The sequence below is a fragment of the Pedococcus sp. P2_D9 genome (genome assembly GCF_056404275.1).
In genome coordinates this window covers 526,782-540,541 of the sequence record NZ_JBFUEI010000004.1, presented here as the reverse complement: position 1 = coordinate 540,541, position 13,760 = coordinate 526,782, and the positions used below count along the sequence as shown (strand labels likewise).

Annotated in this window: 14 protein-coding genes; 10 read left to right on the top strand and 4 right to left on the bottom strand. The window is 69.2% G+C overall.

Annotated features, from left to right (window positions below; translation table 11 throughout):
- Positions 1–100: 100 nt before the first annotated feature.
- From AC1DXJ_RS09915 to AC1DXJ_RS09895, 5 genes are all read left to right on the top strand, one after another.
- Entirely contained in the window at positions 101–1,369 is a 1,269-nt protein-coding gene (locus AC1DXJ_RS09915) for an extracellular solute-binding protein (RefSeq protein WP_477615569.1), read from the top strand.
- A gap of 2 nt (positions 1,370–1,371) precedes the next feature.
- A complete protein-coding gene (locus tag AC1DXJ_RS09910) occupies positions 1,372–2,376 on the top strand; it encodes a carbohydrate ABC transporter permease (RefSeq protein ID WP_477615568.1) in 1,005 nt (334 codons plus the stop codon).
- Positions 2,373–3,263 carry a carbohydrate ABC transporter permease gene (locus tag AC1DXJ_RS09905; RefSeq protein WP_477615567.1) on the top strand — a complete coding sequence of 297 codons (891 nt, stop codon included), beginning with the start codon at positions 2,373–2,375 and terminating at the stop codon, positions 3,261–3,263. Before AC1DXJ_RS09910 ends, AC1DXJ_RS09905 begins: the two co-directional genes overlap by 4 nt.
- Positions 3,260–4,069 (top strand): DeoR/GlpR family DNA-binding transcription regulator, encoded by an 810-nt coding sequence (locus tag AC1DXJ_RS09900; RefSeq protein ID WP_477615566.1) that lies wholly within the window; start codon positions 3,260–3,262, stop codon positions 4,067–4,069. The genes AC1DXJ_RS09905 and AC1DXJ_RS09900 overlap by 4 nt, the downstream gene beginning before the upstream one ends.
- A gap of 148 nt (positions 4,070–4,217) precedes the next feature.
- Positions 4,218–4,841 carry a histidine phosphatase family protein gene (locus tag AC1DXJ_RS09895; RefSeq protein WP_477615565.1) on the top strand — a complete coding sequence of 208 codons (624 nt, stop codon included), beginning with the start codon at positions 4,218–4,220 and terminating at the stop codon, positions 4,839–4,841.
- A 33-nt stretch (positions 4,842–4,874) separates the two neighbouring features.
- Here AC1DXJ_RS09895 and nucS read toward each other — a convergent pair whose 3' ends face one another.
- Entirely contained in the window at positions 4,875–5,570 is a 696-nt protein-coding gene (gene nucS / locus AC1DXJ_RS09890) for an endonuclease NucS (protein WP_477615564.1), read from the bottom strand.
- 79 nt (positions 5,571–5,649) lie between these two features.
- Between nucS and AC1DXJ_RS09885 the strand changes: the two genes are divergently transcribed.
- The 3 genes from AC1DXJ_RS09885 to AC1DXJ_RS09875 all read left to right on the top strand — a co-directional run bounded on the left by AC1DXJ_RS09885 (position 5,650) and on the right by AC1DXJ_RS09875 (position 8,277).
- The gene (locus AC1DXJ_RS09885) at positions 5,650–6,054 is read left to right on the top strand and encodes a hypothetical protein (RefSeq protein WP_477615563.1); all 405 of its coding nucleotides are present in this window, start codon (positions 5,650–5,652) and stop codon (positions 6,052–6,054) included.
- Positions 6,055–6,138: 84 nt separating this feature from the next.
- Complete coding sequence (locus tag AC1DXJ_RS09880) at positions 6,139–7,917, top strand: 3-hydroxyacyl-CoA dehydrogenase family protein (RefSeq protein ID WP_477615562.1); 1,779 nt, start codon at positions 6,139–6,141, stop codon at positions 7,915–7,917.
- A gap of 60 nt (positions 7,918–7,977) precedes the next feature.
- Positions 7,978–8,277, top strand: coding sequence for a hypothetical protein (locus tag AC1DXJ_RS09875; RefSeq protein WP_477615561.1), 300 nt, complete (start codon positions 7,978–7,980; stop codon positions 8,275–8,277).
- 135 nt (positions 8,278–8,412) lie between these two features.
- On the opposite strand, the gene AC1DXJ_RS09870 is transcribed toward AC1DXJ_RS09875, so the two are convergent.
- From AC1DXJ_RS09870 to mce, 3 genes are all read right to left on the bottom strand, one after another.
- On the bottom strand, positions 8,413–9,807 hold the full coding sequence (locus AC1DXJ_RS09870; protein WP_477615560.1) for an AI-2E family transporter: 1,395 nt from the start codon (positions 9,805–9,807) through the stop codon (positions 8,413–8,415).
- Positions 9,808–9,856: 49 nt separating this feature from the next.
- Positions 9,857–11,197: a crotonyl-CoA carboxylase/reductase gene (gene ccrA / locus AC1DXJ_RS09865; RefSeq protein WP_477615559.1), complete on the bottom strand. Its 1,341-nt coding sequence runs from the start codon at positions 11,195–11,197 to the stop codon at positions 9,857–9,859.
- A gap of 113 nt (positions 11,198–11,310) precedes the next feature.
- Positions 11,311–11,751, bottom strand: coding sequence for a methylmalonyl-CoA epimerase (gene mce / locus AC1DXJ_RS09860; RefSeq protein ID WP_477615558.1), 441 nt, complete (start codon positions 11,749–11,751; stop codon positions 11,311–11,313).
- A gap of 82 nt (positions 11,752–11,833) precedes the next feature.
- On the opposite strand from mce, the gene gatC reads away from it, so the two are divergent.
- Both gatC and gatA read left to right on the top strand, forming a co-directional pair.
- On the top strand, positions 11,834–12,130 hold the full coding sequence (gene gatC, locus AC1DXJ_RS09855) for an Asp-tRNA(Asn)/Glu-tRNA(Gln) amidotransferase subunit GatC (RefSeq protein WP_477615557.1): 297 nt from the start codon (positions 11,834–11,836) through the stop codon (positions 12,128–12,130).
- 107 nt (positions 12,131–12,237) lie between these two features.
- A complete protein-coding gene (gene gatA, locus AC1DXJ_RS09850) occupies positions 12,238–13,755 on the top strand; it encodes an Asp-tRNA(Asn)/Glu-tRNA(Gln) amidotransferase subunit GatA (RefSeq protein WP_477615556.1) in 1,518 nt (505 codons plus the stop codon).
- The last annotated feature ends 5 nt before the right edge of the window (positions 13,756–13,760 follow it).

The following is a 13,760-nucleotide window of genomic DNA, read 5'->3' as shown; positions in this document are numbered from 1 at the left end:
GCGCGCGTTAACCGCTACGAAACGATCAATGTTGAGAGATCAGGGGCGAAACCGGTCAGGCAACGGCGCCTGATCGTCCACGAGAGATGTGAGGTATGACGTGAGCACCAGACGACACCTGCCGGTTGCAGGTCTGATCGCGGGGACCGCGGTCGTGGCACTCGGCCTCGCGGCCTGCGGAGGCGGGACGGGAGCCGGTTCCACCGACGGCGGAGGAGGATCGAAGAAGGGGACGACGATCAAGCTCGTCGCAGCCGAGTACTCCAAGGACCACACCAAGGCCTTCTGGGACCAGTTCGCCACGGCGTACAAGGCCAAGACGGGCAACACCCTCGAGGTGCAGATCGTCAGCTGGGACGACATCGACCAGCAGAGCTCGACGATGGTCCAGAACAACAACCCGCCGGACATCCTCAACCTCAACGCCTACGCGAGCTACGCCAAGGACGACCTGCTGTACAGCTCCGACGAGGTGCTGTCCGACTCGGTGAAGTCCGACCTGCTCGACGCGTTCGTGAAGTCGGGCACCTACAACGGCAAGATGTACGGCATGCCCGACCTCAGCTCGGCCCGGGCGATGTTCTACAACAAGACCCTCTTCAAGGAGGCCGGCATCGCCGCGCCGCCCAAGACCTGGGCCGAGTTCGAGGCGGACGCCCAGAAGATCAAGGACCTCGGCAAGGGCACCATCGGCTACGGCCTGCCACTCGGCCCGGAGGAGGCCCAGGGTGAGTTCTCGATCTGGCTGTTCAACAACGGCGGTGACTGGAAGAAGGACGGCAAGTGGGCCATCAACAGCCCCGAGAACGTCGAGACGCTGACCTTCCTCAAGAGCCTGGCCACCAAGAAGCTGACCCAGAACAACCCCGGCAAGTCCAACCGGCAGGACGCCTTCGACCTGTTCGCGTCCGGCAAGGTCGGCATGGTCGTCGGCTTCTCCCCGCTGGCCGGGACGCTCGACAAGGACAAGAAGGTCGACTACGCCGTGGCGCCGATGCCGACCAAGGCTGACGGTGGGACGCCGCAGACGTTCGGCGTCACCGACTACCTCATGGCCTTCAAGAAGAAGGGGAACCAGGACGCGGTCAAGGCGTTCTACGACCTCTACTACCAGAAGGACCAGGTCAACACCTTCATCAAGGCAGAGGGCTTCCTGCCGGTCACCAAGTCCGGCATCCAGGAGTTCTCCTCCGACGCCGCGCTGAAGACCTACCTCGAGACCCTGCCGAACGCCCACCTCACGCCGACCGACGACCCCACGTGGGACAAGGTCAAGCTCGCGGTGCAGCAGAACCTCGGAACGGCTGTCACCGGCGACCCGAAGGCGGTCCTGGACAAGCTCCAGCAGTCCGCCGAAGCCGGCGGCTGAGCGTGACCCAGCCCATCGGTGCTGGAGCGGGTGTGGTCGGGCAACCGGCCGCACCCGCACCATCCGCCCCGCCCTCGCCGCCGAGCCGTCGTCGGGGAGTCCGGTCCGCACGGCACGGTCGCGGCGGACGAGTCTCCGGCTGGACCGCGCTGCTGTGGCTCGGCCCGGCGCTCGCCCTGATCTTCGGGGTGGTCGTCTGGCCCGCGGTGGAGCTCGTGCGGGCTTCGCTCTCGCGGTACTCGATCACCGGGCTGCGCAAGGGTGACGCCGGGCTGGACAACTACCGCAACGTCCTGGCCAACGAGAGCCTCGGCACGGTCCTGACCAACACCCTCGTCTGGGTCGTGGCCGTCGTGGTGCTGACCATCCTGATCAGCCTGGGTCTGGCCCAGTTCCTGACCAAGGACTTCTGGGGTCGCCGGCTGGTCCGATGGGCCGTGATCGTGCCGTGGGCGGCGTCGCTGGTCATCACCGCGCGGCTGTTCACCCTGATCTACAGCTACTACTACGGCACCATCAACGCCGTGCTGCTCGACCTGCACATCGTCGACACCCCGATCGACTTCCTCGGGAGCGACCGCCTGATCATGTCCTCGATGGTGGCTGTCGGCGTCTTCGTGTCGATCCCGTTCACCGCGTACGTCTTCGTTGCCGGCCTCAACGCGATCCCGACCGACGTCTACGAGGCGGCCCGGATCGACGGGGCGTCGCCGTGGAAGATCTGGCGACTGATCACCCTGCCCCTGCTGCGGCCGGCGATCCTCGTGGCCACGGTGCTCAACATGATCTACGTCTTCAACAGCTTCCCGATCATCTACACGCTCAACGAGTCCAACCCGGGCTTCAGCCACGACACGACGATCACGTTCATGTACAAGCTCGCCTTCAAGAGCGCGGAGAAGGACGTGGGGCAGTCGGCTGCGGCCGGCCTGTTCAACGTCTGCCTCATCCTCGTGGCGGTGCTTGTCTACCTGCGGGTCTCCCGCTGGCGCGAGGAGGAGTCGTGACCGCCACGACCACGACCAGGGGTATGCCGCGCAGCGCGGCACCCGAGCCCGCCCGTCCGAGCGGCTGGCGCGGCATCCGCCCGTGGGCGATGCCCCTCATCGGCCTCGGCGTCGCGTTCGCCTTCGTCTGGCCCTACCTCGTCATGCTGCTCGACGCGTTCCGTCCGAGCAGCGACGTGGTGCGGACACCGCCCTCGGTCCTGCCAGAGGTGTGGAAGTGGACGACGTTCTCCGAGGTCCTCGGCGACGAGCGCTTCCTCCACTGGCTCCGGACGTCGGTGATCGTGGCCGTCGCCTCCACGGCGATCGTCGTCGTGGTCGCCATCCCAGCGGCCTACTTCACCGCACGCTTCAAGTTCCGTGGGCGGATGGCCTTCCTGTTCCTGGTCCTGGTCACCCAGATGTTCTCGCCGACCTCCCTGGTGGTGGGCATCTACCGCGAGTTCTTCACGGTCAACCTGGTCAACACCTACCTCGCCCTCATCCTCACGAACGCGGCGTTCAACCTGGCCTTCGCGATCTGGATCCTGCACGGCTTCTTCGCCTCGATCCCGCGCGAGCTCGAAGAGGCGTCGGAGCTCGACGGCTGCGGGAGGCTCGGCACCCTGTGGCGGGTCATGCTTCCGCTCACGCTCCCCGGTCTGGTGACGGCCACGATCTTCACCTTCATCGCAGCGTGGAACGAGTACGTCGTGGCGCTGACCCTGATGCTCGACGACGCCAAGAAGCCGCTCACCGTCGGGATCAACTCCTACGTCACGGGCTACGAGCAGAACTGGGACCAGCTGTTCGGGGCCTCGATCATCGCGATCGTCCCTGTCGTGATCCTCTTCGCCCTCATCGAGAAGCACCTCGTGGGCGGCCTCACCTCCGGAGCGGTCAAGTGAGCGAGCCGGACGGGCGCAGCATGGACCGCGGCGCGCGCTGGAGTGCGTTGCTCGGCCTGCTCGCCGAGCACGGGCGGCTCAGCGTCGCCCAGGTGGTGGAGTCGCTGGGCGTCTCCGAGGCCACCGTGCGTCGCGACTTCGGGGACCTCGCGGCCCAGCAGCTCGTGACCCGCACCCACGGCGGCGTGGTGGCCAGCGCGGTGGCCTACGACCTGCCCGTGCGCTACAAGCAGGGGGGCGGCGACTCGGCCAAGGAGCGGATCGCCGCCTGCGCCGCCGACCTCATTCCGGAGGGTTCCGTCGTGGGCTTCAACGGCGGCACGACGACCAGCGCCACCGCGCGCAAGCTCGCGGCGAGGGCCGACCTCGCGGCGTCGTCCCGGCGTCCCTCGATCACGGTCGTGACCAACGCCCTCAACATCGCGACCGAGATGGTGCTGCGGCCGTTCATCCGCTGCGTCTCGCTCGGTGGGGTGGCGCGGCCCGAGTCCTACGAGCTCTCGGGCCCGCTGGCCTCGATGGTGCTCAGCGAGCTGTGGCTGGACACCGTGGTCCTGGGCGTCGACGGCGTGTCCGCCGTCGGGGGCGCGACGTGCGAGCACGAGGGCGAGGCCGGGATCAACTCGCTCATGGTCCAGCGCGCCGACCGCGTGGTGGTCGTGAGCACTGGGGACAAGGTGGGTCGACGCGCCTTTGCCCGGATCTGCTCCTCGGAGCGGATCCAGGTGCTCGTGACCGACGCCACTGCACCGGCTGCCGCGCTGGCCGAGTTCCGGGCGGCCGGCGTCACGGTCGAGATCGTCTGAACCGCACCCCTCACACCCGCGCCAGGCGGCATACCCACCATCGCTCGGTCGCTCGGTCGCTCGGTCGCTCGGTCGCTCGGTGCTCGGTCGCTCGGTCGCACGGTCGCACGGTCACTCGGGAGCCGCTGCGGGTTCTACCCTCGAAGCCATGAGCGACCTGCACTGCGCCGCGACCCTGCTCATCGCGCGCCACGGCGACGCCGAGTACGGCCACCCGTCGGTGCTGTCCGACGAGGGTGGCTGGCTGTCGCCGAAGGGGGTCAAGCAGACCGAGTCCCTGGCCGCCGCGGTGGCCGCCCGCAGGATCGCCCGGGTCTACACGAGCACCTTCGCCCGGGCCATCGAGTCGGGCGCGATCGCCGCGCGGACCCTCGGGGTCGAGCCGCGGGCCGTCCCCGGGCTGGAGGAGTTCTCCGTCGGGGCCCTGGCCGGTCGGCCGCACGACGACCCGGAGCTCGCCTCGGTCTTCAAGTCCTGGCTGCACGGCGACCTGCGACGGTGCATCCCCGGCGGGGAGACGGGGGAGGAGGTCGTGGCCCGGTATCGCGAGGCGCTGCAGGGGATCGCCGACCAGTTCAGGGGTGAGACCGTGCTGGTCTTCTCGCACGGCGGCGTCATGTCGTTCGTCCTGCCGCGGATCTCCGGGAACGTCCGCGACGACCTCGCCGCCGCCAAGTACCTCCCCAACTGCGGCGTGGCCGAGGTGTCGGTGGACGGGGACGGCTTCGAGGTGCTCAGCTGGCCGGGATCGACCGACCGCGCCGTCGTCTAGCTCGTCCAGTCGGTCGTGCCGCTGCGTCCCCGGCTAGAACAGGCGGTGCTCGCTGTTGTCGATGCCCTTGAGGGCGTCGTAGTCGAGCGTGACGCAGCGGATGCCACGGTCCGTGGCCAGGGTGCGCGCCTGGGGCTTGATCTCCTGGGCGGCGAAGACGCCCGTCACGGGGGAGAGGTGCGGGTCGCGGTTCATCAGCTCGAGGTAGCGGGTCAGCTGCTCGACACCGTCGATGTCGCCCCGGCGCTTGATCTCGACGGCGACCGAGCCGCCCGTGGCGTCCTTGCAGAGGATGTCGACCGGGCCGATGGCCGTCATGTACTCACGTCGCACGAGGCTGAAGCCCTCGCCCAGGGTGTGGATGTGCTCGGCCAGCAGCTTCTGGAGGTGAGCCTCGACGCCGTCCTTGATCAGCCCCGGGTCGACGCCCAGGTCGTGCGCGGAGTCGTGGAGCACCTCGTGGATGAGCACCCGTAGCCGGTCCTCCGACTTCGCGTGCTGCACCTGCCACACGGCGGTGACCCCGTCGGCGGCCTCGTGGGTCTCGGGCTCGACCTCGGCCATCGCGCACGGGGGCGACATCCAGTTCAACGGCTTGTAGGAGCCGCCGTCGCTGTGGACGAGCACGGAACCGTCCGCCTTGACGAGCAGGAGCCTCGTCGCCAGGGGGAGGTGGGCCGAGAGACGTCCGTCGTAGTCCACCGAGCACTTCGCAATGACCAACCGCACGAGGGGTCACTCTACGGCCCGCGGACCGTTGCGCGTGCCGGGGTGCTGAGCGCACACTCATGGGCAAGAGGTGAGTGGTATGCCGTCCGTCCTGGGCAACGTTGCCGGTCTCGCCCTCGTGATGGGCACCCTCGTGAGTGGGGTGCGCTGGCTCACCACGGGCCAGCCACCCAGGCTGCTCGAGCCCACCGTCACCAGGGCGCAGTCGTGGCGCGCCTCGCGGCGCCCAGCGGTGGAACCCATCCCGCCCGTCCTGCTGGCCCTGGAGCTCAGCCGTCTCGCCGCGCACATCCGCCGGGTCGAGGAGGGGGACCAGCCCCGCAAGGCCGAGCGGCTGATGTCGGCGCGACTGGCCTACGACCACGCGTTGCGTGACTACTGCAAGGCGGTGGACATCCCGGTGCCGACCGCGATCCGCGGGCTGTCCCGCGAGCAGCGCTTCCACATGGAGTCCGCACTGATCGGGGCCGGTCACGACTGGTGAGGCCTGGTGACCGAGCAGGCAGGGTGGTGACCGTCACGCTGCCCGGGGGTCCACGCGGCATACCTGCTCTGCCAGACTCGCGGCATGGCTCGTGAGTTCAGCAAGGTCGGAGTAATCGGTCTCGGCACCATGGGTGCGGGCATCGTCGAGGTGTTCGCCCGCAACGGCATCGACGTCGTGGCAGTCGAGGTCGACCAGGCGGCGGTCGAGAAGGGCCGCGGAGTGCTCGAGCACTCCACGGGCCGGGCAGTCAGCCGCGGCAAGCTGAGCGAGGAGGACCAGGCGGCGCTGCACGCGCGAGTGCACTTCACGTCGAGCCTCGACGAGCTCGCCGACTGCCAGCTCGTGGTCGAGGCGGTGCCGGAGCACCTGGAGCTCAAGAAGGAGCTCTTCGGCAAGCTCGACGCGATCGTCGGCCCCGATGCCGTCCTCGCGACCAACACGTCGTCGCTGTCGGTCACCGAGATCGCGGTGGCGACCGGCAACCCCAAGCGGGTCGTCGGCATGCACTTCTTCAACCCCGCCCCCGTCCTGCAGTTCGTCGAGGTGATCCGCACCGTCGTCACCGAGGACGAGGCGTTCGAGGACGTCAAGGCGCTCGCGATCCGGCTCGGGAAGCAGCCGGTCATCGTGGGGGACAAGGCGGGCTTCATCGCCAACGCCCTGCTGTTCGGCTACCTCAACCACGCCGTCTCGATGTTCGAGTCGCGCTATGCCAGCCGCGAGGACATCGACGCGGCGATGAAGCTGGGCTGCGGCTACCCGATGGGTCCGCTGGCGCTGATGGACCTGATCGGACTCGACACCGCCTACGAGATCCTCGACACGATGTACAAGCAGGGCCGCGACCGCCTGCATGCCCCGAGCCCGGTCATCAAGCAGATGGTCAGCGCCGGACTCAAGGGTCGCAAGAGCGGCCGTGGGTTCTACACCTACGCCGAGCCCGGCAGCAGCCAGGTCGTCGACGACGGGCTCACCCCGGCGTCGGCCGGCGAGTCCGGGGCCACCCTGCGCGAGGTGCGCACCGTCGGCGTCGTGGGTTCGGGAACCATGGCGACCGGCATCATCGAGGTCTTCGCCAAGGCCGGCTACGACGTCGTCTACGTCACCCGCAGCCAGCCCAAGGTCGACGCGGTGACAGCGGCCATCACCAAGTCGCTCGAGAAGGCCGTCCAGCGCGGCAAGCTCAGCGAGGAGGACCGCGCCGCGGCCCTGGGCCACCTGACCGGTACCACGTCCCTGGACGACCTGGCCACCGCCGACCTCGTGGTCGAGGCCGTCGTCGAGGACCTGGCGGTGAAGAAGGCTCTCTTCGAGAACCTCGACGAGATCTGCAAGCCGGGCGCGATCCTGGCCACCACGACGTCGTCGCTGCCCGTCGTCGACTGCGCGGCCGCCACCTCGCGCCCGCAGGACGTCATCGGGATGCACTTCTTCAACCCTGCCCAGATCATGAAGCTCGTCGAGGTCGTCCACACGGTCTCGACCGCGCCGGACGTCGTGGCGACCGTCCAGGACGTCTGCGCCAAGGTCGGCAAGCACGCCGTCACGTGTGGCGACCGCTCGGGGTTCATCGTCAACGCCCTGCTGTTCCCCTACCTCAACGACGCCGTCAAGATGCTCAACGCCAACTACGCCACGGCCGACGACATCGACACCGCGATGAAGACCGGCTGCGGGCTGCCCATGGGGCCGTTCGAGCTGCTCGACGTCGTCGGCAACGACGTGTCACTGGCGATCCAGCGCGAGCTCTACCTCGAGTTCCGCGAGCCCGGTTTCGCGCCGGCCCCGCTGCTCGAGCACATGGTCACGGCCGGCTACCTCGGTCGCAAGACCGGGCGCGGCTTCCGCACCTACGCCTGAGCGCCGCCGTCGCCGTCGCCGCGGCGAAGGCGCTGGTGCGGTTCTGCGAGAATCGGATCCATGCCCCGAGCCAACCGGCGTCGCCGTGACGACGCCCCGCTGAACCTCGACCGCGCGGTCGGGGGGACCGCACGTCGGGAGGGGTATGCCGGGGGCGAGTGGTTCGTTCGCCGCGTCACCGGCAGTGCTGCGAGCCGCGCCTACCTGTGTCCGGGCTGCCAGCAGAACATCCCGATGGGCACGCCGCACGTGGTGGCGTGGCCCGCCGAGGGGATGGGTGGCCTGGACGACCGTCGGCACTGGCACACGCCCTGCTGGGAGGCGCGCGACCGCCGGCACACCCGCGGCGCCACCCGCTGACCCACCCCAGACCCCGGCGTCCTCGGCCGTCGATCTGGGGCGTCAGTGGCACGGATGAACGTGACAGGCGCGGTTCCAGGTCGATCCGTGGCGCTGGTGGCGCGGATGGCCGCACCAGCACGCTGGCCAGCGAGATCAGTGACGGCGCTGCCGCGGCAGCAGGACCTCTTCGTAGAGCAGCAGCAGGCCGGCTGCCACCGGGATCGCGAGCAACGCACCGAGGACACCCAGGAGCGTGCCGCCGGCGAGGGCTGCCACCACGGTGACGGCGCCCGGAACCGACACGGTGCGCTGCATGATCCGGGGCGCGACGACGTAGTTCTCGACCTGCTGGTAGACCACGTAGTAGATGATCGCGATCACGGCCTTCTTGGGTTCGTCGAACACCGCGACCAGGCAGACGACCGAGGCCCCGATCGTGGCACCGACCATCGGGATGAGCCCGAGGAAGCCGACCGCCACCGCCAGCACCGCGGCATACGGGATGCCGACGATCAACATCATGATCCACGAGCAGATGGCATTGATGGTCGCGACGGCGACCTGGCCCGCAGCGTAGGAGCCCGTCCTGCGCATGATCTCCTCTGACAGCGAGATGACCCGGGGACGACGCGAGGCCGGGACGATCGCATAGGCCCCCTGCTTGACCCGCGGGAAGGACGCGAGGAGGAAGAGCGTCAGGACGAGCACGGTGAAGGTCTGGAAGATGCCGCCGATGACGGCGGCCCCGACGCCGAGCACGCCGCCGAAGACCTGGCTGATGAAGTTGCCGTCGGTGATCCGCTTGTTGAACTCGGCCTGGATCTTGTCGACGACGTCGTAGTGCCGGTCGAGGTCCTTGACGAAGTTGCTGCGCAGGATCTGGTCGAGGTAGTCGGGCGCCTTCTGCGCGAGGTCGCTGCCCTGGGTGATGACTGGTGGGACGACCACGAGTCCGAGCAGGGTGAAGACGGCCACGACGCCGGCGAAGACCACCGCCACGGCTCCGCCGCGGCGCATGCCGTGGCTGGTGAGGAACTCGACGAGCGGGTTCAGCGTGAGGGCGAGGAAGAAGGCGATGACGACGAGCGTGAGGACCGTGGTGAGCCGACCCATGGTCTGCCACAGCAGCAGCGCGGTGAGCACGCCGATGCCCCCGACGAAGCCCATGTAGAACGGTGACTGCCGGTTGAGCGGTCTCCCGGCCTGTCCGTAGCGGCGGCCCCGCCCCTGCTGCTGGCCACGCCCACGCTCCTGGTCGCCGCCCTCGTCGGCGTCGTCGCCCTCGTCGATGCGGTTGTCTCTCCCGTCGGCGAGTCCTTGGTCGCGGCCCCGGTCAGGGCGTCCGTCCGCGCCCGCTCCGGCCTCCCCGTCGTCGCCCGCTCCGGCCTCCCCGTCGTCGCCCGACCGGCGAGCGGGCAGGATGTCCGCGAGCAAGCCGGTCGGCGAGAAGGTCGTCTCGGACTCCGCGACCTGGTGCGGATGGTTGCTGGCGAGCAGGGCGGCGCGCTGAGCGCGGCGGAACTCACGCCACCTGTCCAGGGCTGACATGGGTCCGAGCCTATGGCACGGCAGTAGGACGCTCGGGCATCGCCGCAGGTCAGGTGTTGCGGAACCGGTCGATCTGCGGGAGCAGGGCGGCCCGCTTCTCGGCGTCCGTCACGCCGAGCCCAGCCTCGGGGGAGAGGGTGAGCACGCCGACCTTGCCCTGGTGGGCGTTCCGGTGCACGTCGAGCGCAGCCTGCCCGACCTCGTCCATGGTGTAGGTCTTGGAGAGGGTGGGGTGGATGAGGCCACGGTTGATGAGCTCGTTGGCCTCCCACGCCTCGCGGTAGTTGGCGAAGTGGCTCGAGATGATCCGCTTGAGGTTCATCCACAGGTAGCGGTTGTCGTACTCGTGCATGTAGCCCGACGTCGAGGCACAGGTGACGATGGTGCCGCCCTTGCGCGCGACGTAGACGCTGGCCCCGAAGGTCTCGCGCCCGGGGTGCTCGAAGACGATGTCCACGTCGTGACCGCCAGTGAGCTCACGGATCTTCTTGCCGAGCCGCTGCCACTCACGCGGGTCCTGCGCGGTGTTGTCGTCGTTCCAGAACTTGTAGCCCTCGGCGCTGCGGTCGATGATCAGCTCGGCGCCCATGTCGCGGCAGATCTGGGCCTTCTCCGGCGAGGAGACGACGCAGATCGGGGTGGCGCCACCGGACAGCGCCATCTGGGTGGCGTAGGACCCCAGACCACCTGAGGCGCCCCAGATCAGGACTCGGTCGCCGAGCTTCATGGCGGCGCCGTTCTTGGAGATCAGCTGGCGGTATGCCGTGGAGTTCACCAGGCCGGGAGAGGCCGCCTCCTCCCACGTCAGGTGGGCCGGCTTGGGCATCAGCTGGTTGGACTTGACGATGGCGAGCTCGGCGAGGCCACCGAAGTTGGTCTCGAAGCCCCAGATCCGCTGCTGCGGGTCGAGCATGGTGTCGTTGTGGCCCTCGGCATCCTCGAGCTCGACCGACAGGCAGTGCGCGACAACCTCCTGACCCGGCGTCCACTTGGTGACTCCGGGCCCGGTCCGCAGGACGACGCCGGCGAGGTCGGAGCCGACCACGTGGTAGGGCAGGTCGTGCCGCTTGGCGAACTCGGAGGTGCGGCCGTAGCGCTCGAGGAACCCGAAGGTCGACACCGGCTCGAAGATGGAGGTCCACACGGTGTTGTAGTTGATGGCGCTGGCCATGACGGCGACGAGCGCCTCACCGGGCGCGAGCTCGGGCACCGGGACGTCGTCGAGGTGCAGCGACTTGCGCGGATCCTTCTCCTTGGTGGCCAGGCCCTCGAAGATGCCCACCTCGTCCTTGTGCACCGTCACGGCGCGGTAGGTCTCGGGAATGGCCAACCCGGCATACGTCTCCCGGGTGCGGTCCCCGGAGAGGATGGCGTCGCGGATTTCCTGCATGGGTCTGTCTCCTCGGCGTCGTCGGCACGGCTGCAGGCGAAACTACTGCGGAGTAAGGCAATCGGGATGCTGGTGAGACTCCGGTCACGCGGTGACCTACCTCACGCCAGCCGTCAGTGGGTCTCGTGGGCAGGCTGGACGAGCTCGACCAGGATGCCGCCAGCGTCCTTGGGGTGGATGAAGTTCACCCTCGAGTTGGACGTGCCGCGCCGCGGCTCGTCGTAGAGCAGCCGCAGACCGCGGTCGCGCAGCACCTGGCTGACCGCCTCGACGTCCTCCACGCGGTAGGCGACCTGCTGGACGCCCGGCCCGGAGCGGTCGAGGAACTTCGCGATCGTCGACTCCGGTGACAGGGGCGCCAGCAGCTGGATGTGCGACCCGCTGCCGCCGACCGCCATCATCGCCTCGCGGACGCCCTGCTCCTCGTTGACCTCCTGGTGCGCCAGCGTCATCCCGTAGGTGTCGCGGTAGAAGGTGATCGCCTCGTCGAGGTCGCGCACCGCGACCCCCACGTGGTCGATCGCGGTGAAGAGCTCGGTGGGCAGTTCAGTCATGGTCGCCAGCCTAGGCCGAGCCGGGTATGCCGCGACATGAGCGATGCGTCACGCTCCAGACCGCGCCCCTAGACTGGCGACCATGTCCGCACTGTCCCGGGACGACGTCGCGCACCTCGCCGGCCTCGCCCGCATCGACCTGTCCGATGCCGAGCTCGACCGGATGGTCGGAGAGCTCGGCGTCATCCTCGAGTCCGTCGCCAAGGTGCAGGAAGTCGCCGCGGACGACATCGAGCCGATGTCCCACCCGCTGCCGCTCACCAACGTCACCCGCCCGGACGAGGTCCGTCCGTCGCTCGGGGCGCAGGCGGCCCTGTCCGGGGCGCCGGAGCAGGAGCTGCAGCGCTTCTCGGTGCCGCGCATCCTCGACGAGGACTGACGGGCCACGCCAGACCGAGCCCCGCCGCGCCCACTGCGGCCCACTGCGGCCCACGCCGCCGACCCCATGTCCGCGTCCCACCAGCGACAGACCGAGGACCACCACCCGTGAACTCCGACATCACCCGTTCCAGCGCCGCCGAGCTCGCGCATGCGCTGAGCTCCCGCGAGCTCAGCTCCGTCGAGGTAGTGCAGGCCCACCTCGACCGCATCGCGGCCGTCGACGCCGACGTGCACGCCTACCTCCACGTGGACGGCGAGGGTGCCCTCGCGGCGGCCCGTACCGTGGACGAGCGGCGCGCATCGGGGGAGGAGCTCCACGTCCTCGCCGGCGTGCCGATCGCCGTCAAGGACGTGATGGTGACCCAGGGACTGCCGACGACCTGCGGGTCCAGGATCCTCGAGGGGTGGATCCCGCCCTATGACGCCACCGTCGTGGCCCGGCTCAAGTCGGTCGGCATGCCGATCCTCGGCAAGACCAACATGGACGAGTTCGCGATGGGCTCGTCCACCGAGCACTCCGCCTACGGCCCGACCCACAACCCGTGGGACCTCACCCGCATCCCCGGCGGGTCGGGAGGTGGCTCCTCAGCCGTCGTCGCGGCATACGAGGCGCCGTTGGCGATCGGCACGGACACCGGTGGCTCGATCCGCCAGCCGGCCTCGGTCACGGGCACCGTCGGGGTCAAGCCGACCTACGGCGGGGTGTCCCGCTACGGCCTCGTGGCGCTCGCCTCCAGCCTCGACCAGGCGGGCCCGTGCACGCGCACCGTCCTCGACGCTGCGCTGCTGCACTCGGTCATCGGCGGGTACGACCCGATGGACTCCACCTCGATCAACGCCCCGGTGCCCTCGGTCGTCGAGGCCGCACGCCGCGCGGACGTCAGGGGGCTCAGGGTCGGGGTGATCAAGGAGCTCGGTGGCGAGGGCTACCAGGCTGGCGTGCGCGCCCGCTTCGACGAGTCCGTCGCCCTGCTCCAGGAGGCCGGTGCCGAGGTCGTCGAGGTGTCGTGCCCGAGCTTCGACTACGCGCTCGCTGCCTACTACCTGATCCTGCCCAGTGAGGCGTCCTCCAACCTGGCCAAGTTCGACGCGATGCGGTACGGCCTGCGGGTGCTGCCCGAGGGCCTCGACGACCCCAGCGCCGAGCAGGTCATGGCGGCCACCCGTGACGCCGGCTTCGGCGACGAGGTCAAGCGCCGCATCATCCTCGGCACGTACGCGCTCTCGAGCGGTTACTACGACGCCTACTACGGCCAGGCCCAGAAGGTCCGCCGGCTGATCGCGAACGACTTCGAGGCCGCCTTCGGTCAGGTCGACGTGCTGGTCAGCCCGACGGCACCCACCACCGCGTTCAAGCTGGGCGACAAGCTCGACGACCCGATGTCGATGTACCTCCAGGACGTCGCCACCATCCCCGCCAACCTCGCCGGGGTGCCCGGGATGTCACTGCCGAGCGGCCTGGCCGACGAGGACGGCCTGCCCACCGGCATCCAGATCCTGGCGCCGGCAACGAAGGACGAGCGGCTCTACAACGTGGGCGCGGCCCTCGAGAAGATGCTCGTCGACAGGTGGGGCGGCTCACTGCTGGCCAAGGCCCCCCAGCTGACCGCGAAGGGAGCGTGACCACG